Origin of the sequence: Endobacterium panacihumi, assembly GCF_050847465.1 — a bacterium.
In the GTDB taxonomy this organism is placed as follows: Bacteria; Pseudomonadota; Alphaproteobacteria; order Rhizobiales; family Rhizobiaceae; genus Neorhizobium; species Neorhizobium panacihumi.
This window is the reverse complement of sequence record NZ_JBOZRA010000003.1, coordinates 192,867-211,714: the sequence shown is the minus strand read 5'-3', so window position 1 is coordinate 211,714 and position 18,848 is coordinate 192,867. Positions and strand designations below refer to the sequence as shown.

General features: G+C 58.0%; 16 protein-coding genes and 1 pseudogene. 4 read left to right on the top strand and 13 right to left on the bottom strand.

Annotated features, from left to right (window positions below; translation table 11 throughout):
- Positions 1–23: 23 nt before the first annotated feature.
- From ACRQ1B_RS16375 to ACRQ1B_RS16350, 6 genes are all read right to left on the bottom strand, one after another.
- The gene (locus tag ACRQ1B_RS16375; protein ID WP_432294835.1) at positions 24–1,085 is read right to left on the bottom strand and encodes a sugar ABC transporter substrate-binding protein; all 1,062 of its coding nucleotides are present in this window, start codon (positions 1,083–1,085) and stop codon (positions 24–26) included.
- 52 nt (positions 1,086–1,137) lie between these two features.
- Positions 1,138–2,127 (bottom strand): sugar phosphate isomerase/epimerase family protein, encoded by a 990-nt coding sequence (locus ACRQ1B_RS16370; RefSeq protein WP_432294834.1) that lies wholly within the window; start codon positions 2,125–2,127, stop codon positions 1,138–1,140.
- Between the two features lie 250 nt (positions 2,128–2,377).
- On the bottom strand, positions 2,378–5,638 hold the full coding sequence (locus tag ACRQ1B_RS16365) for an error-prone DNA polymerase (protein WP_432294833.1): 3,261 nt from the start codon (positions 5,636–5,638) through the stop codon (positions 2,378–2,380).
- The gene (locus ACRQ1B_RS16360) at positions 5,635–7,146 is read right to left on the bottom strand and encodes a Y-family DNA polymerase (protein ID WP_432294832.1); all 1,512 of its coding nucleotides are present in this window, start codon (positions 7,144–7,146) and stop codon (positions 5,635–5,637) included. Before ACRQ1B_RS16360 ends, ACRQ1B_RS16365 begins: the two co-directional genes overlap by 4 nt.
- Entirely contained in the window at positions 7,067–7,843 is a 777-nt protein-coding gene (locus tag ACRQ1B_RS16355) for an ImuA family protein (protein ID WP_432294831.1), read from the bottom strand. Before ACRQ1B_RS16355 ends, ACRQ1B_RS16360 begins: the two co-directional genes overlap by 80 nt.
- Positions 7,844–8,120: 277 nt before the next feature.
- Positions 8,121–8,261: a hypothetical protein gene (locus ACRQ1B_RS16350; protein ID WP_432294830.1), complete on the bottom strand. Its 141-nt coding sequence runs from the start codon at positions 8,259–8,261 to the stop codon at positions 8,121–8,123.
- 112 nt (positions 8,262–8,373) lie between these two features.
- On the opposite strand from ACRQ1B_RS16350, the gene ACRQ1B_RS16345 reads away from it, so the two are divergent.
- From ACRQ1B_RS16345 to dinB, 4 genes and pseudogenes are all read left to right on the top strand, one after another.
- Positions 8,374–8,784, top strand: a complete 411-nt coding sequence (locus ACRQ1B_RS16345; RefSeq protein WP_432294829.1) for a hypothetical protein — start codon at positions 8,374–8,376, stop codon at positions 8,782–8,784.
- A 650-nt stretch (positions 8,785–9,434) separates the two neighbouring features.
- A pseudogene (locus tag ACRQ1B_RS16340) lies at positions 9,435–9,680 on the top strand (ATP dependent DNA ligase); the annotation flags it as partial.
- Between the two features lie 60 nt (positions 9,681–9,740).
- Positions 9,741–10,514 carry an SOS response-associated peptidase gene (locus tag ACRQ1B_RS16335; RefSeq protein WP_432294828.1) on the top strand — a complete coding sequence of 258 codons (774 nt, stop codon included), beginning with the start codon at positions 9,741–9,743 and terminating at the stop codon, positions 10,512–10,514.
- A 121-nt stretch (positions 10,515–10,635) separates the two neighbouring features.
- The gene (gene dinB, locus ACRQ1B_RS16330) at positions 10,636–11,739 is read left to right on the top strand and encodes a DNA polymerase IV (RefSeq protein ID WP_432294827.1); all 1,104 of its coding nucleotides are present in this window, start codon (positions 10,636–10,638) and stop codon (positions 11,737–11,739) included.
- Positions 11,740–12,237: 498 nt separating this feature from the next.
- Here the strand turns inward: dinB and ACRQ1B_RS16325 are convergent, their stop codons facing one another.
- From ACRQ1B_RS16325 to ACRQ1B_RS16295, 7 genes are all read right to left on the bottom strand, one after another.
- Positions 12,238–12,642 carry a hypothetical protein gene (locus ACRQ1B_RS16325; RefSeq protein ID WP_432294826.1) on the bottom strand — a complete coding sequence of 135 codons (405 nt, stop codon included), beginning with the start codon at positions 12,640–12,642 and terminating at the stop codon, positions 12,238–12,240.
- Positions 12,643–12,831: 189 nt separating this feature from the next.
- Complete coding sequence (locus ACRQ1B_RS16320) at positions 12,832–13,053, bottom strand: hypothetical protein (RefSeq protein ID WP_432294825.1); 222 nt, start codon at positions 13,051–13,053, stop codon at positions 12,832–12,834.
- A 159-nt stretch (positions 13,054–13,212) separates the two neighbouring features.
- Positions 13,213–13,422: a cold-shock protein gene (locus ACRQ1B_RS16315; RefSeq protein WP_432294824.1), complete on the bottom strand. Its 210-nt coding sequence runs from the start codon at positions 13,420–13,422 to the stop codon at positions 13,213–13,215.
- Between the two features lie 446 nt (positions 13,423–13,868).
- Positions 13,869–14,072, bottom strand: coding sequence for a DUF982 domain-containing protein (locus ACRQ1B_RS16310; protein ID WP_432295284.1), 204 nt, complete (start codon positions 14,070–14,072; stop codon positions 13,869–13,871).
- Between the two features lie 165 nt (positions 14,073–14,237).
- Complete coding sequence (locus ACRQ1B_RS16305) at positions 14,238–15,536, bottom strand: glycoside hydrolase family 130 protein (protein WP_432294823.1); 1,299 nt, start codon at positions 15,534–15,536, stop codon at positions 14,238–14,240.
- Between the two features lie 34 nt (positions 15,537–15,570).
- Complete coding sequence (locus ACRQ1B_RS16300; RefSeq protein WP_432294822.1) at positions 15,571–17,859, bottom strand: glycosyltransferase family 4 protein; 2,289 nt, start codon at positions 17,857–17,859, stop codon at positions 15,571–15,573.
- Positions 17,856–18,809, bottom strand: a complete 954-nt coding sequence (locus ACRQ1B_RS16295) for a class I mannose-6-phosphate isomerase (protein ID WP_432294821.1) — start codon at positions 18,807–18,809, stop codon at positions 17,856–17,858. Before ACRQ1B_RS16295 ends, ACRQ1B_RS16300 begins: the two co-directional genes overlap by 4 nt.
- Between the last annotated feature and the right edge of the window lie 39 nt (positions 18,810–18,848).

The window sequence follows — 18,848 nt, the reverse complement described above, 5'->3', positions numbered from 1 at the left end:
GGGAGGACCGGCTCCTGTTGCGATTACTGCGCGGACGCAGCATCCTTCATCAGCACGGCGCGGACATCGACGCCGTCGCCCTTGTACTTGGCAAGGTTGTCCTTGGTGATCAGCGCCTGCGGCGTGGCGACGACACGCGCCACCTTCTGGCCTGCGACGAGACGAAGTGCCGTTTCCATCGCCACTTCACCGGTCAGGATCGGGAAGCTGTCGACCGTACCGGTCAGCTCGCCGGCCTCGATCGACTTGTAGGCGTCGGAAATTCCATCCGTGCCGAACACGGCGACCTTGCCGAGCAGGCCGGCAGCCTTGACCGCCTCGATGACGCCGAGTGCCATGCCGTCATTGTTGCAATAGAAGCCGACGAGATCGGGGTTCTGCTGCAGAATGTTGGTGGCGGCATCGTAGGACTGCTGGCGATCCCAGTTACACGGAACGCTGGCAACGACCTGGAACTTGGCGTCCTCACCGATCGTGGACTTGAAGCCCGCCGTGCGCTGGACAGCGGCAAACACGCCGGCCTGGCCTTCGATGATGGCGACCTTGCCGCCTTCCGGACGGTTGTCGATGAACCACTTGGCAACACGCACACCATTGTCGCGCTGGACGTTGCCGACATAGTGCTCGGCCTGCGGCACGACGGCATCGTTGACGTTGACGACGGGGATGTTGGCTTCCTTGGCCTGTTCCATGACCGGCTGCAGGTTGGCGTCTGTCTGCGGCGACACGAGAATGACGTTGAAGCCGGTGGTGACCATGCCTTCGGCAATCGTCAACTGACCCAGCTGATCGCCTTCGCTCTGTGCAGCCTGATAGGCGACGGTCGCGCCGGCCTTCTCACCGAACTTCTCGTAACCTTCGCCGAGCGAACGCCAGTATTCGTTGGTGAGCGTCTTGGAAACGCCACCGGCGCGCGTGCCCTCCGGAATTTTCGGAAACACGCCGTACTTCGCTTCAAGCTGCGACCAGTCAACCCGGTCCTTTTCGGTATCCGAGTTGAGCGGTGCAAGCTCCTGCGCGAAGGCCGCGCTTGCCATCAGCGCCAGCGCCATGCCGGCAAACGCGGATTTCAGGTGTCTGTTCATGGTATCCTCCCAGGTGTGGTTGTTGGAATAGAAGATGTCTCTTGGAGCTTCTTCAAGCGACGTCGCCGAGCATTGCCTCCTGAATGATCGACTGCGCGGTGACGGCATCCTGACGGTCGATCGCGCTGCCGAGGCGGTTGTCGCCTTCGAGACGATCGACGACCTTCAGCATGCGCTTGACGGTCTGAATGTTGACTTCGCATTCATGAACCGGATCGAGGCCGGTCATGTCCGGGAAGGTGTCGAAATAGATCGCGCCATCGTAACCGTCACGACGGATCTGGCGCAGCAGCTCGATGGTCTGAATCGAGTGCACCGCACCGACCATCAGACCGTCATCGCGCTTGGCATAACCGTCATTGAGGTGAACGCCGAGCAGACGGCTGTGGCGGGCGATCATGGCAGCGGCGAAAGCCGGCTGTTCGTCGGCATAAAGCACATGCGCGAAATCGAGCGTGACGCCGAGGTTGGCACAGCCCGCTTCCTTGATGGCCAGAAGCGTAGTGGCGCAGTCCGGCATCAAGCTGTAGGAGCGCGGCTCGTTGGGCTTGTATTCGATTGAGATCATGCAGTCGGCGTCATGCTCGCAAACTTCACGAATTCCGTCGATTTCGTGTTGCCACATGCGATCATAGTCCGCCTGGAAGGCATAATCGAAACCGTCCTGGCCGAGCCAGATGGTCATCAGGTTGGAACCTGCTTCGCGGGCGGCATCGATGCCGGCCTTGGTCAGGTCGATCGCTTCACGGCGAACAGATTCGTCGGGATGCGTGAAGGCGCCGAGCTTGAAAGCCGGATTGGTGTAATAGCGCATGGCAAAACCGTTGATTGCCAGGCCCATATCTTCCAGCTTACGCTTCAGTTCTGCAGGCTTTTCACCGACGTGATCGGGATAATTGAGGTCCAGATCCGTCAAGCCATCGACCTTGGCGGCACGCGCCGCCATCTGCAGGACCGTCGGCTTGCCCTTCAGGTCCGGCCATTCTCCGGCAGGATTGGAAGCGAAGGAGTTGAGGCGGGTGGCAAAACGGAGGTTCGACAATGTCTTCGGCCCTATCGAAAATGATCAGATGCCTTAACTTCACAAAATCATTCTCAATTGTAAAGTAAAATAGTTACTGCAATGCACCATGGGCGAACAGGCTGCATCGCCCGGATGCACCACTTGCCTTAAAATCGAGCAGTCTCCTGCGGCGTGGCGTGGCCACTCTCGGCTTTTTGCGGGTCATAGCTTGCCAATGTCTGTCTAAGTGACGAGAGCTATGCGTTGAGCTCATATCCCCGCGATATTGTCACTGAAAATTCCGTGCCTTCACCTTCAACGTATCAATATGAAGATCGCGCACGAACATGTCGCGCGGGGTCACAACGGGCTTGGGCTTGTCGCGTGGATCCGGCCCACCACCATGAGCAAACTCGTCTCCCCTGCCGGCCGGCATCTTGAACTCGGCATCCCGGTCGGCCAGGCCTGACAGATCAGCGGTCAAATCGAACAGTTGCTGGGCGACCAGATGGACGACCTCACCTTCGCGTTGGATGCGTCCATTGATCGCCATCATGCTGGAGCCGAGCACGATACGACGGCGTTTTTCGAACAGCGAGGGCCAGACGACGATGTTGGCGGGCCCGGTCTCGTCCTCGATTGTGATGAACATCACGCCTTTGGCAGATCCCGGCTTTTGCCGCACCAGGACGAGGCCGGCGGTGTAGACCGAGCGGCCGTCGCGAGCGTTCATTGCTTGGGCACAGGTGATGATGTTGCGGGCCGCAAGATCCTTGCGGAGAAACGCGATCGGATGCTGTCGCAATGTCAGACCTGTATGGCCATAGTCCTCGATAACATTGTGACCCTCGGTCATCTGTCGAAGGGCGACCTCGGGCTCATTCTGCTCGGCGATCGTCGCCATCTCGCGCTCGGCCGCTGCGGTAAACAGCGGTAGCGGCTCATCCCGCAGTGCCTTGATGGCCCAGAGCGCATCACGGCGCTCAAGCTTCAGGGACGGCCGGAATGCGTCCGCTTTTGCGAGTTGGACGAGCGCTTCCGTCGGCACGCCGGAGCGCCGCCACATGTCATCGACGGAAACAAAGTCGCTGTTCATGCGCGCCGCAACGATGCGGGCCGCGTCAGTGACCGCCAGTCCCTTCACCCGGCGAAAACCCAGCCTTACCGCGTGACGCTCGGTGTTGCCGATGCGCTCAAGCGTGCAGTCCCAGCGGGATCGATTGATGCAGACGGGTCGGACCTCGACGCCATGGGCGCGGGCATCGCCAACGATTTGGGCCGGCGCATAAAAGCCCATGGGCTGGGAGTTGATCAGGGCCGCACAGAACGCTTCAGGATAGTGGCATTTGATGAAGTTCGACGCATAGGCGATCAGTGCGAAGGATGCCGCATGGCTTTCCGGGAAACCATAGCTGCCAAAGCCCTCAAGCTGCGAAAACGTCTTTTCGGCAAATTCCGGCGTATAGCCGTTCTTCACCATACCGGAGACCAGCTTGTCCTTGAACTTGCTGACGCCACCGGTAAATTTGAATGTGGCCATGGACTTGCGCAGCTGATCGGCCTCGCCACCGGTAAAGCCAGCGCAGACCATCGCTACCCGCATGGCAGACTCTTGGAACAGCGGCACGCCGAGCGTCTTGCCGAGAACGGCCTCCAGTTCCGGCGTCGGATAAACGACATCCTCCTTGCCCTCGCGCCGACGCAGATAAGGATGGACCATGTCCCCCTGAATAGGGCCCGGTCGGACGATCGCCACCTGGACAACGAGATCGTAAAACGTCCGTGGTTTCAAGCGCGGCAACATGGCCATCTGGGCGCGGCTTTCGATCTGGAAGGTGCCGAGCGTGTCGGCCCTGCGGATCATCGCATATGTCGCCTGATCCTCCTGCTCGATACTGGAGAGGTCGAGATCGCGGTGCTTATGCTCACGGATAAGTTCGAAAGCCTTTGCCATGCACGTCAACATGCCGAGCGCCAGAATATCGACCTTCATAAACTTCAGTGCTTCGACATCATCCTTGTCCCACTCAATGATCTGCCGGTCTTTCATCTTTGCCGGCTCGATCGGCACCAGGTCGTCGAGCCGGTCATGGGTCAGCACAAAGCCGCCCGGATGCTGGCCGAGATGGCGGGGCGCGCCCATCAGCTGCTGTGCGAGCTTCAGCGTCAGGACAAGCCGACGATCGTCAGGATTGAGGTTGAGCTCGCGGATGTTGCGGTCGGGCACTTCTTCCGACCAGGACCACATGCCCGACGACAGCGCCTTGATGACATCCTCCGGCAGGCCGAGCGCCTTGCCGACGTCACGGATGGCGCCCTTGGCGCGGTACCGGGTGACGGTGGCGCAAAGCGCTGCCTTTTCCCGGCCGTATGTCCGGTAGATCCACTGGATGACCTCTTCGCGTCGCTCATGCTCGAAGTCGACGTCGATGTCGGGCGGCTCATCGCGCTCCTGGCTGACGAAGCGCTCGAACAGAAGATCGTTGGTGAGAGGGTCGATCGATGTAACGCCAAGGATATAGCAAACAGCACTGTTGGCCGCCGAACCGCGGCCCTGGCACAGGATCCCTTGGCTGCGAGCGTAGCGCACGATCGAAAACACCGTCAAAAAATAGGGGGCGTATTTCATGGTGCGGATCAGATCGAGCTCGTGGCGCACGGTCTTGAGAACGCCGGGCGGCAGGCCTTCAGGATAACGGGACGGCACGCATTCCCAGACATAGTGTTCCAGTGATGCCTGGGCATCCATGCCCGGCACGATCGCTTCCTCCGGGTACTGATAGGTCAGTTCCTCGAGAGAGAACTTGCACCGATGGACGATCTCCATGGTTCGCGCCAAGGCTTCCGGATAACGCGGGAAAAGCCGTTCCATCTCCTCCGGCGGTTTCAGATAGCGGTCGGCATGGCGCTCACGCTCGAAACCGACATCGTCAATGGTTTTGCCGGTGCGGATACAGGTGACAATGTCCTGCAACTGACGCCTGCCCGCTTCATGAAACAGCACATCATTGGTAACGACCGTCTTCACCTTGAACCGCGTCGCTAGATTGGAAATCTCATAGAGCCGCATCTGGTCGTTTGGCCGCCGACGCAGGCACAAAGACACATATGCGCGTTCGGCAAAGACTTCGGCCATCTTCCTCAAGCGCACGGCACAGACATCGTCGCCAAGGTCGGAGACGAGGATACCTATCATCCCTTCGGAATAGGTGATGACGTCATCCCAGTGCAGGATGCAGTTGTTCTTGCCACCGCGCGATTTGCCGAGCGTGATCAGCCGGGTCAGCCGGGAATAGGCGGCCCGGTCGATCGGATAGACCAGTATGGACATGCCGTCGGCAAGGTCGAGACGACAGCCGACGACCAGACGCAGTCCCGTGCCACGCGAGGCCTCAAGCGCACGGATGATACCGGCCAGCGAGTTACGATCGACGACGCCGACGGCATCGATGCCAAGCGCCGCAGCGGTTTCGAACAGTTCCTGCGCCGAGCTCGCCCCGCGCAGGAAGGAAAAATGCGTCGTCACCTGCAGCTCGGCATATCTCCTCATGCGAAAATCCCGTGGCAGAACCACCGGTGGCTGCCGGTTTCGGGATCGACGCCATCGCCGGAGCGAAACACCCACAGCCGTTCGCCGCTCTCGTCCTCGATAACAAAATAATCGCGCACCGCCTCCATTTCGCTGTCGCGTTGCCACCACTCTCCAAAGATCCGCTCGGGGCCATCGGCGCGCTTGACCTTGCGGCGTTTGCCGCGCCAGGTGATCGAGGCAGGCGGATAGTCGGGCATCAGTGCGATGGCAGTGATCAGTTCCGGCCGCGGCAGTAACCGCACAGGCCTGCGCCAGTGTCCGACCCATGCGATTGCGATCGGATCGGCAACAGCGCTGATGCGCTGGACGGAACGCTCGGGAACGTCGGACGCCATTGGCGCAAGACGATAGACCTTGTGGCCGCGGTTCCCATAGATGTCGATCAGCGGCGAAACATCGGTGACCTCCTCCTCCACCAGCGAGGACGATTTCTGCGTCTCTTCAAGCGGCTCGGCGATCACAGCAACCAGGGTCAGTTTCTCGATGCCAAAGCCCGGCTCGATCTTTTCGGTCCGATCACGAAACAGCTTGGTCAACCAGGCGACGTCCCGGGCCGGCTTGACCGTGCCGGCACGGATCGCCTGCCGTGTGCCATCGACCTTGTCGACGATCAGATCGGCACGGCGCACGCCCAGGCCTTGTCTCTGAAGCTCCTGGATCAGTTGGACGATCAGCCGGCCGACATATTTGTTGATGGTCTCGGCAGCACCGATCGGCTCGGCGAACGAGCGGGCAACCTCGATCAGTTCGGCTGTGCGGATCGGCTCGATCGGCTCAGCCGCCCGCCCAAACATCTGATCGAGACGGCGGCCGATTTCCGGACCGAACCGCAGATTCAAGGGCGCGCGTGCCGTGTTGGCAAGCTCGCCGATGGTTTGAAAACCGAGGGTCCGCAAATCACCAATGATCTTGGGTGGGAGACGCAGTAGCGAAATCGGCAGTTTCTCGACAGCGCGGACGGTCTGACCGATCGGTACGATGACAGTTTCACGGCTGATGGCGCGGGCGCAGGCATGTGCCGCACCCCAGGTATCGGCGACGGCGACCCGGGCCGTCAGCTTTCTTGCCAGGAACTGATTAGCGATCTTGCTCACCATCGGTAGTTCGCCACCCTGCAGATGGTCGGCGCCTTCGGTATCCATGACAATCCCATCAACACCATCGACGGCAACGATCGGGGAATAGAGCGTCAGTGCCCAAAGCGTGATCCGCTCCAGCGCCGCGGCGTCCGTCTTGAGGTCTGCGTCCACCAGCATCAGCCCGCGAAACAGCGCCTGTGCTTTCGCAGCCGGCATGCCGACGCGCACGCCTGCTTTCCTTGCAGCCGCATCGGCGGCCGACACCCAGCGTTTCGAGCCGCTTTTGGCGATCACGGCGATGGCCTGTTCAGGCGGAATGGACGGATCGTCCCGGCGAATGCGATCGGTCGGCAGATCCGGTAGATAAATCGAGACGACCCTTGTCATCACACGCCCTCACGAGAAACTCAGCACACTCACCCGCTTTCACGCGCATCAACTCCACAAACCATCTTGGTCGCCCCACCCCCGGAACCGGCAAATCCTCCGATGGCATGACGCTCACCCGCCACCGTGTAGTCGAGGCCGTCGGTTGCCCAAAGTCATTGGCTTCCGTCTGCCGCCGCCAACGGCGAACGGCGAGCGCCATCGTCCCAGTGCGCTCGGCGGCCAGCTGAAGCCGGCGCGAACCGACCATTGGCAGGCGGACAAGTTCGCCGACGACCGCACCAAGACCGCCGAAGGAGAGCCCCTCCTCCATGTTGGCCAGCACATCGTCGTCCTTGTCGGACTCGACAAAAATCACCCGATCGGAATGCAGACCAACCTGTGCCAATGCCGGGAAAAACAGATCCGGTCGCGTCAGACACCAGACGATCGGTCCTTTCGTTCTGGCTGCGATGCCCGCTGCAAAGAGCGCGGCGGCCGCACCATCGACCGTACCCGATCCGCCTCCGGCAAACTCATGCAGGGCGCCATGGGCAAGACCACCGCCGGGTAGAGCCGCATCCATCTCAGGCACGCCGAATGCCAGACAGCCGGCTTTCTTCACCGTGCTGGTTTCGAGTGAGGCAATCCGCTCGCGCAGATCGGAGATCAAATCTGAAACACCCTCTGACGTCCTTGGGGCGCGCGCAGCAGTCATCGTTCACGGCTCCCCTCAGGAACGTGTTGGCAGAGCTTCGGGCCAGCATCATGCTGGACAAAATGCGGATGTTCTGTTTCTGTTCCGATGCCTGCGAAGAGTCAAGCAACCAGAAGGTTGGGAATATTATCCTGAACCTATGCTAAGCCAGGAAGATCAATGAGATTCAGCCACATAGGCTGTGAGGAATTATTTTAGCGATTAATTATCGAATTTCTTGGAGTGAGGAAGGCAACGAATGAGCACATGGCTTCAGCTAACAGTGAGCCCGACGTCCTCAGTTTTTGAAGAACTCACTGTTCGCTTCTAACTGAGCAGAGAAAGCATCCTTCTCTTCGTCTCCGGTGCCATCAACAAAACCAACTGCTTTTCTTGGCGTGACTGTCCAATGCCATTTTGCCGCTGTGTTACCTTTCAATCCCTCCGGCCAGACTTTAGCGACCTCGTTTCCTTCGTGGAACCCGAGCCGCTCATTTGTATCTGGGGGCTGAAGCCAACGGAGCGATTTATCTGGCAAATACTGAGCCTTAATGCTTTTTCCAGTCACGGTAGACAGCAGTAATGCAGAGAAGATTGATGTCGCGCAACTTGATTATAGCCTAATCACGACATTGCGCTCTGAAACCACGCCGAGCCGCGTGGTCACCCCAACTTCATTGGACAAGTCGGGAATACAGCTTACGATCCATCGCTGGAGGAACCGTGTCATGATTATTCCGCGAAAACTTGTTGTGCCAGATGCAGAGATGGACGCACTTCGGCATAAACTCGGTACTTATGCTATTCGCTATCATCTCTCAGGCCCTATGAAGGAACGGCTCGTCGACCAAACATTCATGGAACTCGCCAACGAACCTGACATTCTGCTCGACAAGCCGATCGAGCAGGCGATCGCAGAAACGATGCACCGGGTATTTATGGGCGGTAAAGCTGCGCAATAATCACCTATTCACCACAACCTTCTGCATGCCTTGAAAACCTTCAGCACCCTCATAGTTTTCACGCCAGGATGGGGGAATGAAGAGTGACGATAACCGCACGAAACGAAGCGTCGCCTTGTTTGCCTCATGCAGGTGAGGCTATGACTTTCCCTGCTGCGCAGTTATTGCACGTTGGACAGCTGAAGGCCTTTCCGCTGCGATGCGTGGCCATTCCCGTTTCGAAAACCCCTATCGCTTCCACAGTCAAGCCACCCAACACGACGCGTGGATCGACGGCTTCCAGAGCTTCCAGCTATAGTCTCATGGTCAAATTGACACCCATAACCTGATCCAGATTACTGCTGCCGCCACTGCGTTTAGCGGCATGGTTGCCGCGTCGGACTTGAACTCGAAGCCTCTTGGGACCGTCACTCCCATTGCCGGGCCCACGTTCTCAGCTCGCCTTTCGCCTTCTCCGGCCAGGCCTTCACATTCGGATGGACGATAATTCTCTTGCCCTCGGGTTTCCATGCAGCGAACACCTCCACGATCCTGCCTGGACAGGAAGAGAAGTCCTGCTTCTTCATCGCAATTATGTGGTCTGCAAGCCGATCAAACGAAATCATCACCTTTGAACTCGCCGCTACCCACACCGGTCATGAGTTCCTGGAATCGGCAGAGTTGGGACCGGGTTCAAGGAGGCCGAGGCCACCAAGCTGCGCAAGATGCTCGAAAAGCTACGGTAGAAGCGACCGCCGGTGCCCTATGCTGGAGAAGCCGATATCGTCTGGGTCCATCCGACGCTGATTGCCGAGATCGAGTTCCGTGGCTGGACGGCAGATCGCAAACTCCGCCATGCGGTCTACAAAGGTTTGCGCGAGCGGCAGGACAATGCCGATGTTTTCCAGCTCGACTAGCGGATCACCATCGATGCGCTAGACTGCCCCCCATTGGTCTGAGCGGGAGGACAGCCTGGAATGTGCAACCTTTATCGGATGGAGGACAAGGACTGGGTCTCGCAATGGGCCAAGGACGTAGAGAGCCTGATCAACCTTATGCCCACCTATCAGATGAACCCGGACCAGTCGGGACCGATCGTCCGCAATACCGCTGACGGCAAAACGCAACTGGTGCATGCGCGCTGGGGCCTCCCCTCCCCGATCTTCGTTCAGAAGAAAGCAGCCGAGGCACGCGCCGACAAGATGAGGGTAAAGGGCCAGGTTGTCGATATGGACACACTCATACGTATGGAGCCGGACCGCGGCGTCACCAATGTCCGCAAGCTCACTTTACCCCATTGGAAACGCTGGTTCGGTGTGGAGCATCGTTGTATTGTTCCTGTCACAAGCTTTGCCGAGCCGGATCCCGCAAGTCAGGCACCCGGCGGCAAAGTCCCAAACGCCTGGTTCGCCCGCGACGAACAAAAATCGCTGATGTTCTTTGCCGGCATCCACGTGCCGCAATGGCAAAGCGTCCGGAAGGTAAAGGACGGGCTGACCACAGATGACCTCTATGGCTTCCTCACGACCGATCCGAATGGGCTGGTGAGTCCGATCCATGAGAAGGCGATGCCGGTCCTGCTGCTGACGAAGGAAGAAACGGAGGTCTGGATGCGGGCGCCGTGGGAGGAAGCTCAGCATCTCGCCCGCCCTCTGCCGGACGATACGCTGATCATTTCCTCGCGCGAACCCTACGGCTCCTCGATCGTCTCGAAATCAGGTGAACCCGTCGAGCAGGGTAGCCTGTTGTAGGAAGGTAAGGGCACCCGACAGTTCGGTCCCATGAAGCAGTTGTTTGCGATCGGCGGGAACGATGATACGTTCACTATCCGTTCCAACTATCAAGCCTCAACCCGGACCTTCCGGCAGCACCATGACAGACACGATCCCGGCAGAGACCTTGCGCAAAATCATCCATGTAGACATGGACGCGTTCTATGCGTCGGTCGAGCAGCGTGACAATCCGGAGCTGCGCGGCAGGCCGTTGGCCGTCGGGGGAGCTGCCGCCCGCGGTGTCGTGGCGGCTGCCAGCTATGAAGCCCGCAAGTTCGGGGTCCATTCGGCTATGCCGTCGGTCACGGCGGCGCGCAAATGCCCCGATCTGATTTTCGTGAAGCCGAGGTTCGAAGTGTATCGAGCCGTGTCGCAGCAGATCCGCGAGATTTTTGCCGAATACACGCCTCTGATCGAGCCTTTGTCACTGGACGAGGCTTATCTCGACGTGACGGAAAACCTGAAGGGCATGCCGATCGCCACAGAGATCGCGCTGGAAATCCGGGCGAAGATCAAGGCCGTGACCGGCCTCAACGCATCAGCCGGGATTTCCTACAACAAATTTCTGGCCAAGACGGCGTCCGACCTCAACAAGCCGAATGGGCAGGCGGTCATCACGCCGAAGAACGGCCCGGCGTTTGTCGAGCAGCTTGCCGTCAAGAAATTCCATGGAGTCGGGCCGGCCACCGCCGAGAAAATGCATCGGCTCGGTATCGAGACCGGCGCGGATCTCAAGGCGCAGTCTCTGCCGTTCCTGTCGCAGCATTTCGGAAAGTCCGGTCCCTATTTCTACGGCATCGCCCGCGGTATCGACAATCGCCAGGTCCGGCCCGACCGCGTGAGAAAATCCGTTGGCGCCGAAGATACGTTCAGCCAAGATATCGACGACCTTGATCTGGCGACGAGCGAATTGAAGCCGTTGGCGGAGAAGGTCTGGGGCTATTGCGAGGGAAAAGGTTTCAGCGGCAAGACCGTCACCGTGAAGATCAAATATTCCGACTTCAGCCAGGCGACGCGCAGCAAGACCACGGCCCTTCCGTTTGCCAACGGCAACGAGATTCTTGAAGCAGCAACTGGGCTTCTTGCGACCGTCTATCCGTTCAAGCTGTCGGTGCGGCTGCTTGGCGTCACCCTATCGTCGCTGACGAACGATCGGGGCGAAGATGGCGATGAGGATCAGTCGCAATTGGATTTCGGGATGTAGGCAAAAACGAAAAAGCCTGCGCGGGAGGAGTGCGCAGGCTTTTCGAAATCATTGGACACCGGCTGGAGGAGGAGTGCCGTTGTCCGTTCAGGCTACCCTTGGGAGGAGGAGTGGGCCACCTGAGACACGAAGCTTTGTGGGAGGAGGTACATCGCTTCGTTGGGTTTCTATACACGACCCTTCGGGTACCGTTAGGTCTTGCTCTGCGGTCCAGCGATGCACTTGGCGCAACGCATTATTTCTAGGTGCCCAAATACCAGCCGCGAGTAATGCAGGGGTATTTGCAGCCGGTGCAGGCAGGGTAAGGCTCTTGAACGGATACGAACCTTCGCCCCCTCAAATCAATGCTGAACGATTCCAGATATTTGCGTTCCTCGCCCAATAAGTGCTGATTTGTCTATTTGTCGTTCGAAAGCTTGAGGTGGAGGCTTATTTCTCTTGATTTGCTGCCAAGTGGTAGCAGACATTTCCACACTCATAGGCGCAAACTTGACGCATTCAGCTGCCCTTAAAAAGGGCTACGAGGGCTTCATGTTCAGGCCCTTTCGGTGCCATGGCAAGGAAGGAGCCAATGGACGTCCGCATTTCATGTCCACCTGAGGCAGGATTGCTACGGTGCAAGACGAAACCCTGATCTGTCCTTTCATGCCCGCAAAGGAACCAACGATCCCCGTTTGAACTCGCGTAGAATTCGACGTTGTCATTCTGGTTGAGCGCCGTCTGCGTCGCTGTGGGCTGGGGATAGTCATCCGGTGCAATCATACCGGACCGGATTTGCTCGATAAGAGCAACCTCCGCCAAGTGATTTAAACCTGGTTCGGGCTTAAGGTCGAGCGTGGCATAGCCCGCGCGCTTTAATAGCCTGCTGAGAAGAGACTGCTTAAGGTCGGTTATGTTCACCATAGCCAACCCTTCGTGAGCATGAACATTATGAAGATAAAGCTGATCACGGAGACGACTGCGGGAGCAGCACTGGAGGAGTTTCGTGAAATCTTTTGGTGGACAGTAAACATGCCCCCTCCTCTTGTTTTAACACGTGCCGACGGCCCGAGGACCGAGCAGAGCGGCGTAACGGCCTTAGATCAGCGGCGCTCACGAACAAGCCGCTAATTCAGTCTTTTGGCGTCGAGCCGGGCGGACCGCTTTCAGCGCGACCGGCTGCGCCTCGCGTAGCTGACGCAGACGCACAGTTTTGCTGATCCGATTAGCTGTCTCCATTTCCGTGATTTGCCGCGCGATTTCTGTCGTGGTTTTGGCTTTGTCCCGTACGGAGATCTTTTCGGGTTTGAAAAACGCATCTTTTGTGGCTGTCATGACGATCTTCCTTTGATTGGCTAGTCGACCATTTTCGGGCCTCTATCGAAAACAACTAAGAGACGCGTGAGGTCAAAAATAAAAAGACCGGGAAGCCCGGCCTCTCACAGTCTCTGCCCGGCTGCCAGTACATCCGTGGTCAGCGGAGCGGATAAAAAATCAAGCGGTCTGAAGGTTCTCGGCCGAGCTTTTTCCGGACTTTCGGTCCTCAACAACCTCGTACGAGATTTTCTGGCCGTCCGAGAGCGAACGCATTCCGGAGCGCTCGACGGCAGACACATGGACGAAGATGTCCGCGCTACCCTTGTCAGGTTGAATGAAACCGAAGCCTTTGGTGGAGTTGAACCATTTAACGGTACCAGTATTCATGACGATTTCCTTTCAAAGTAATCGTTCGGGTTCCCACGACACCTTGTGGGTTAAGGTCGATTATTTCAGAGGAAATACGGCGGGACCGATGCCCGGACCAGCATCACAATCAATGGTCGTTATTAACAATATGGGTGCAATTTCTGATTTTACAAGTCCATGTGGAATTTAAACATTTCAGTTCTGATCTGATACTGCCAGGTTGAACGTGTAGGCAGTTGATCACCGACCTGAGGTTAATCGTCATCGCCACATACGGTCAGTCCCGAGTTTGCAGATTTCCCGGATGCGGTACGAAGATTTGTCTGTCGTGCCTTCCATTGCCGCCGAAAGATTTTCGCCGAGCGCTTCGATGATCGCGAGATCTGTCCGATGGCTTGCCGGACAGCCTGGTTTGGCATCTCGCTACTGCATCAAGTCGTGGCCCGGCAGCGCGAGTTTCGCGTTCACCGTTTTGCTCTCATTTCCATGTATTCGACATAGGCATCCACGAAGCACAATCGAGCATGGGCGGGTGCCGTCTTGCAGCGGACAGCAAGGCGACATGCTGTGAGAGCGGGGAAATACTTTTTCCCGTGACGGAAAAGGAAATCGGAAAGCAAGAACCGTAGCGCTGCGGAGGGTCCGATTACGGGCACTAAAACTTCCATCCGGTCACGAACATAGACCGGCACAGTCCACCGTAATGCAAAATCAATCCGGATCAGCGACGTCATGCCGCCGCCTCGCCAAATATCCCTGGCGCACGCGGGCATCCGCCAACATTGCTGTCTACCATGTCGGTAAGGCGACGATACTCCGATCCACCTCGCGAATTACCCATCAAGCGTCAGCAGAAGCTCGGCGATAGGGATAGTCGAGAAACTGGAAAACGTGTCACAGACGGCATAGGGCAGAACGATCAGATTGCCGTGCCGCATACCGCCGCATGTATAGACCACATTGGGGACATATCCTTCGCGTTCTGATGGGTCAGGCCGCACCAGCGGCTCGCGCGAGCGAGCGATCACTCTGGAAGGGTCCTTTTTGTCGAGCAGCGCCGCTCCGATGGCGTATCGACGCACTGGTCCCACGCCATGTGTGAGCAGCAGCCATCCGTCATCCAGCTCGATGGGCGCGCCGCAATTTCCCATCTGCACGAATTCCCAAGGGTATCTCGGCCGCAGGATAGGCTCGCCCCCATTCCACACATGAAGATCGTCAGAATAGAGAAGATAGAGGTTTTCGTTATCCTGCCTTCCGATCATCGCGTATCGCCCGTCAAATTTGCGCGGGAACAGCGCCATGCCCTTGTTATGGGAGGCCGTACCAGTCAACGGCGTCATCGTGAACGACAGGAAGTCGCCGGTTTGCAAAAGCTCGGAGCGGATCGCCTTGCCGTTATAGGCCGTGTAAGTCGCATAAAACGTCGTCTCCCCCTCGTCTTCGAAGGCAACGAACCGGGCATCCTCGATGCCGTTCGACTGCGCAAACGTGACGGGAAAGATGACACGTTCGCTGATATGCTGACCCGAACCGAAGCTCAGCCGCACCGGCTCGTCGCCTAAGAGAGGTAACGGCGTGTGAATTTTCGGTGTCGCCGCAAGCCTTGCTGTCGGCTCGATCTCGACACTGCCACCCGCGTCGATCACACCGGTTCGGAATGTCAGTGAAGAGACATGACCCTCCCCCACCGCACGCAGGCTCAACACAAAACGCCGGCTGCCTGGTGCCAAACCGGACTGATCCGGATGTGCAACGATGCTCGGATTGAAAAGAGCTGACGCCTCAAACGAATATTCATTGAGGAAATACGCGCCGACCAGTTGCCGCTGCGTTTTGCTGAATTCTGCATGCGTCGAAAACGCATCTTCCATCTCGTCTGCTCGTGCTTCGAAGGTCGCCAGCAGGTTGCGGTGACGCCCCTCGAAATGTTCCAGCACATCTGCCAGCAGCGCTTCGGCTCCTTGCAGATCAAGCGCCAGAACCCGGTCGACGATATGATTGGCCCGTGTCTTGTCGGTCGGATTTAGATCGCGTGGCTCGGTCGCGGGTTTGAATGGTCTGACGACCACGCGTGAGGGGTCGGGACGCAGCAAGAGCGATTGACGGTTGACGATTGTGCCCTTTGACAAAGCGATCTCATTTCAATTTGATTGGAGACGAATTTCAGGCGCTCAACGCGCGCGATGGCGACGCTGTCGTCGCCTGACTGCTTGCCCGCGTCAGCTCGCGAAACTCAACAAGTCCGAGAAGGTAGGAAAGCAGGGATTCCGCCCCTCTGTTTTCGTTGGCTCGCGCCCGGTGCAACCCGTCACGACAGCTTCCGGTCTCAGTATCCACGAGTGGCAGAGACAGATCGTTTTTTCCGAGGAACCAGGCCATAGCGAGTTCTGCATGATCTTTCCATTCGGGGTGACGATCGGCTCGCGAAGCGACAAGGCACGCCGAGATCGTTGCCGCCGCTTCCAGCGGCTGCTGGTCGAACCGTTGTGGCGGCATGCCAATATCGCTGAACCCGTCACTTCCGATGGGGCGGAAATGACCTTCCCTCGCCGTCTGGATGCTGGTCAGCCATCGCAGCGTCCGCAATCCCGCTGACACGTAGTCCGCCCTTCCAGCCGCGAGGCCAGCCAGCAGTAGCGCCTGAGGCAGACGCGCATTGTCGTAGGATAACCCGTCCTCGAACCACGGTCGACCCGGTTTCTCCACTTTGGCGAGAAGCGCCATCAGCTTTCCGGCAAGGCGCAATCGGACCCGCCTTGCATTGATGTCGTCAACGCGATGGGCACAGTAGCCGTCCAGCCCGAGCAGCGTAAATGCCCAGGCCCGCGGCGATGAAAAGGTCTCGACCGTCGGCAAGGCTTCGGCAAACAGCGCACCAGCCCAGTTGCTCACAGAGGCTTCAGGAGCGCTCCGTGCACATTCCCCCAGCGCCCACAAGGTTCTTCCATGACTGTCCTCGGAGCCCATTTCTTCAAGCCAGCGCCGGTCGAAACTCATGAAGTTTCGAAACCGCCTGACGTCAGGATTCCAGGCATGCTGCACAAAGGCGGCAAAACGCATCGTCAAGATGCCCGGCAGCGGCATCTCCCTGCAGGCATCGAGTGTGACCGCCAGCAGCAATCCCCGGGCATTGTCATCGACACAATAGCCATGTGAACGATCTGGTATTGAATGCACCGCATGTTGAAACAATCCGGTATCGTCACACATCGCAATAAAAGAGTCGAACTTTGGCTCCGGGTATGTGTGTGCCGCAAGGGCAGATGGCTTGCGTCCAACGGGAGCCATTTCGCCTGGGCCGGTTCGTGGGTGGACGGCCTGCTCGAAAAGTTCCAGATAATGCTCGGCTGTACGCTCCCAAATCATCGAGCGACTGACCTTGTAAGCCCGAGCGCGGATAGCGTCCCGCCGAACATCGTCGGTCAGAAGTGCCGCGATCTCCGAGCCGATCGCCTTCGCATCGTTGAACGGCACCAGTACCCCAAAACCATCCGCCAGAAGCTCGCGCGCATGCCAATAGGGCGTGGAAACCACTGCCTTTCCCGACCCGAAACTGTAGGCAAGCGTACCGGACGTCATTTGCGCCTCATTCAGATACGGCGTCGCATAGACGTCGCACATCGAAATGAAGTCCAGGAGGGTTGGCAGATCGACGAACTGGTCGAGAAAAACGACGTGGTTCTCAACACCGAGGTCTCTGGCGCGTGTCGCAAGACGGTGCCGATAGGCTTCACCTTCGTTGCGAACGAGATTGGGGTGCGTTGCGCCGAGCACCACATACACCGCATCCTGCCGGCTTTGCAAAACAAGTGGCATGGCATCGATCATCACCTCGATGCCCTTGTTTGGCGACAACAGGCCGAATGTCAAAATGACCGATTTCCCCTGAAAACCAAGTTTGGCCTTTGACGGTTCAGGTTCGCAGAAGGCGATATCGGGAATGCCATGGGCAATGACTTCGATTTTCGAGGCCGGGACTTCATAGACGTGGCGCAGGAGTTTTTGCCCATGTTCGGCCATCACCACGACTTTCGAGGAGATGTCGATAATGGTGTTGAGCACGCGGCGCTGCGAAGCGGTTGGTTCAGCTAGAACCGTGTGAAGAGTGGTGACGACCGGCATTTCCAGCCGTGACAGCAATGCAAGGATATGACTGCCATCGACGCCGCCGAAGATACCGAACTCATGCTGAAGGCACACAACGTCGAATTCCCCGGCATTCAGAGTGTTGGCCGCCGCGACATAGTCATCGATATCCTGATCGGCGATCTCGACATGCACGATCTTGGGATATTGATAAGCATGTCCGTGATCGGTCATGGCAACGATGGCGGTTTCGATGGATGGAGCGCAGGCCGAGACCGCCTGCTGCAGATCGGTCGTAAAGGTTGCGATACCACAACGGCGCGGCAGCGAGTTTCCGATAAAAGCAATTTTCCTGATGCGGGTCATGACATCTCCTGCGTTGAGCGGGACGTCGAGGCGACCGGCTTTGATTGAGTTACATCTGTCTGCTGACGGTCCCCTGCATTGCAGCGGGACAGTTGCGAGCCTAGATCGCGCATCATTCCAACGTCGCCCGTGTCGCCCGTGTAAGCCAACAGAACGACCAGCTCATTATCTCCCACGGAGAAAGAAGTTCGTCCTTCATCGGAAAAGAATGCATCGCCGCGTTTGGCCGTCATCGACCCGACGGTGGCGTCACCTGCAATGACCAGAACCCAGCATTCCTTGTCCGTGCGCATCTCCCATATGGCACCGGGCGCCAGTCGCATCCGTTCGAGAACGAAAAAATCACAGGATGTTAGAAGCGTTCTTTCAGGCGTGATCGCACGGGATTTGCCTTGGGGTCGCGCCGTTTGGAGATCGGCCACAACCATCGCCTCTTCTATGTGAAGTTTCCGGTCGCTGCCGCGATCGAACAGACGGAATGTGGTGTCGCTTCTTTGCTGGATCTCGGCGATGACCAGACCGGCGCCAATTGTGTGGATGGTGCCGGCCGGAATGAAGAAAACATCACCAGCACAAGCGCTCTGCCAGTCCAGCAGCTCCTGGATCGAACCGTCCTCGATCGCCGCGCGTAGCTCGTGCGGCGCCACGCTGCGATTGAGACCGATGGCAACCTGTGCTCCTTCATCTGCCGAAAGGACGTACCATGCTTCTGTCTTGCCATTCTTCATGCCGGCAGCCTTTGCAAAGGCATCATCGGGATGCACCTGGATCGACAGGATTTGTTTCGTGAACAGCAATTTCAGAAGCAGTGCCGGAGGCTGCGAAATGGGTCCGCTTCTTTCATACAAAAGCTCGCCGATAACAGCACCGACACCTGCCTCGCTCCATGGCATGAGATCGCGGCTGCCCCATGGTTTCGATGCTGTGCGCACGCTGGCATATTCGAACATACGATATCTCCCGGATCTGCCGCTAAGACCGGAGCGATC

What these genes read in the sequence shown, in the direction of transcription:
- ACRQ1B_RS16375 (WP_432294835.1), bottom strand. Translation starts at nt 1,085, where the DNA reads ATGAACAGACACCTGAAATCCGCGTTTGCCGGCATGGCGCTGGCGCTG.
- ACRQ1B_RS16365 (WP_432294833.1), bottom strand. Translation starts at nt 5,638, where the DNA reads ATGAGGAGATATGCCGAGCTGCAGGTGACGACGCATTTTTCCTTCCTG.
- ACRQ1B_RS16360 (WP_432294832.1), bottom strand. Translation starts at nt 7,146, where the DNA reads ATGACAAGGGTCGTCTCGATTTATCTACCGGATCTGCCGACCGATCGC.
- ACRQ1B_RS16355 (WP_432294831.1), bottom strand. Translation starts at nt 7,843, where the DNA reads ATGACTGCTGCGCGCGCCCCAAGGACGTCAGAGGGTGTTTCAGATTTG.
- ACRQ1B_RS16345 (WP_432294829.1), top strand. Translation starts at nt 8,374, where the DNA reads ATGCTTTTTCCAGTCACGGTAGACAGCAGTAATGCAGAGAAGATTGAT.
- ACRQ1B_RS16335 (WP_432294828.1), top strand. Translation starts at nt 9,741, where the DNA reads ATGTGCAACCTTTATCGGATGGAGGACAAGGACTGGGTCTCGCAATGG.
- dinB (WP_432294827.1), top strand. Translation starts at nt 10,636, where the DNA reads ATGACAGACACGATCCCGGCAGAGACCTTGCGCAAAATCATCCATGTA.
- ACRQ1B_RS16325 (WP_432294826.1), bottom strand. Translation starts at nt 12,642, where the DNA reads ATGGTGAACATAACCGACCTTAAGCAGTCTCTTCTCAGCAGGCTATTA.
- ACRQ1B_RS16320 (WP_432294825.1), bottom strand. Translation starts at nt 13,053, where the DNA reads ATGACAGCCACAAAAGATGCGTTTTTCAAACCCGAAAAGATCTCCGTA.
- ACRQ1B_RS16315 (WP_432294824.1), bottom strand. Translation starts at nt 13,422, where the DNA reads ATGAATACTGGTACCGTTAAATGGTTCAACTCCACCAAAGGCTTCGGT.
- ACRQ1B_RS16310 (WP_432295284.1), bottom strand. Translation starts at nt 14,072, where the DNA reads ATGGAAGTTTTAGTGCCCGTAATCGGACCCTCCGCAGCGCTACGGTTC.
- ACRQ1B_RS16300 (WP_432294822.1), bottom strand. Translation starts at nt 17,859, where the DNA reads ATGACCCGCATCAGGAAAATTGCTTTTATCGGAAACTCGCTGCCGCGC.
- ACRQ1B_RS16295 (WP_432294821.1), bottom strand. Translation starts at nt 18,809, where the DNA reads ATGTTCGAATATGCCAGCGTGCGCACAGCATCGAAACCATGGGGCAGC.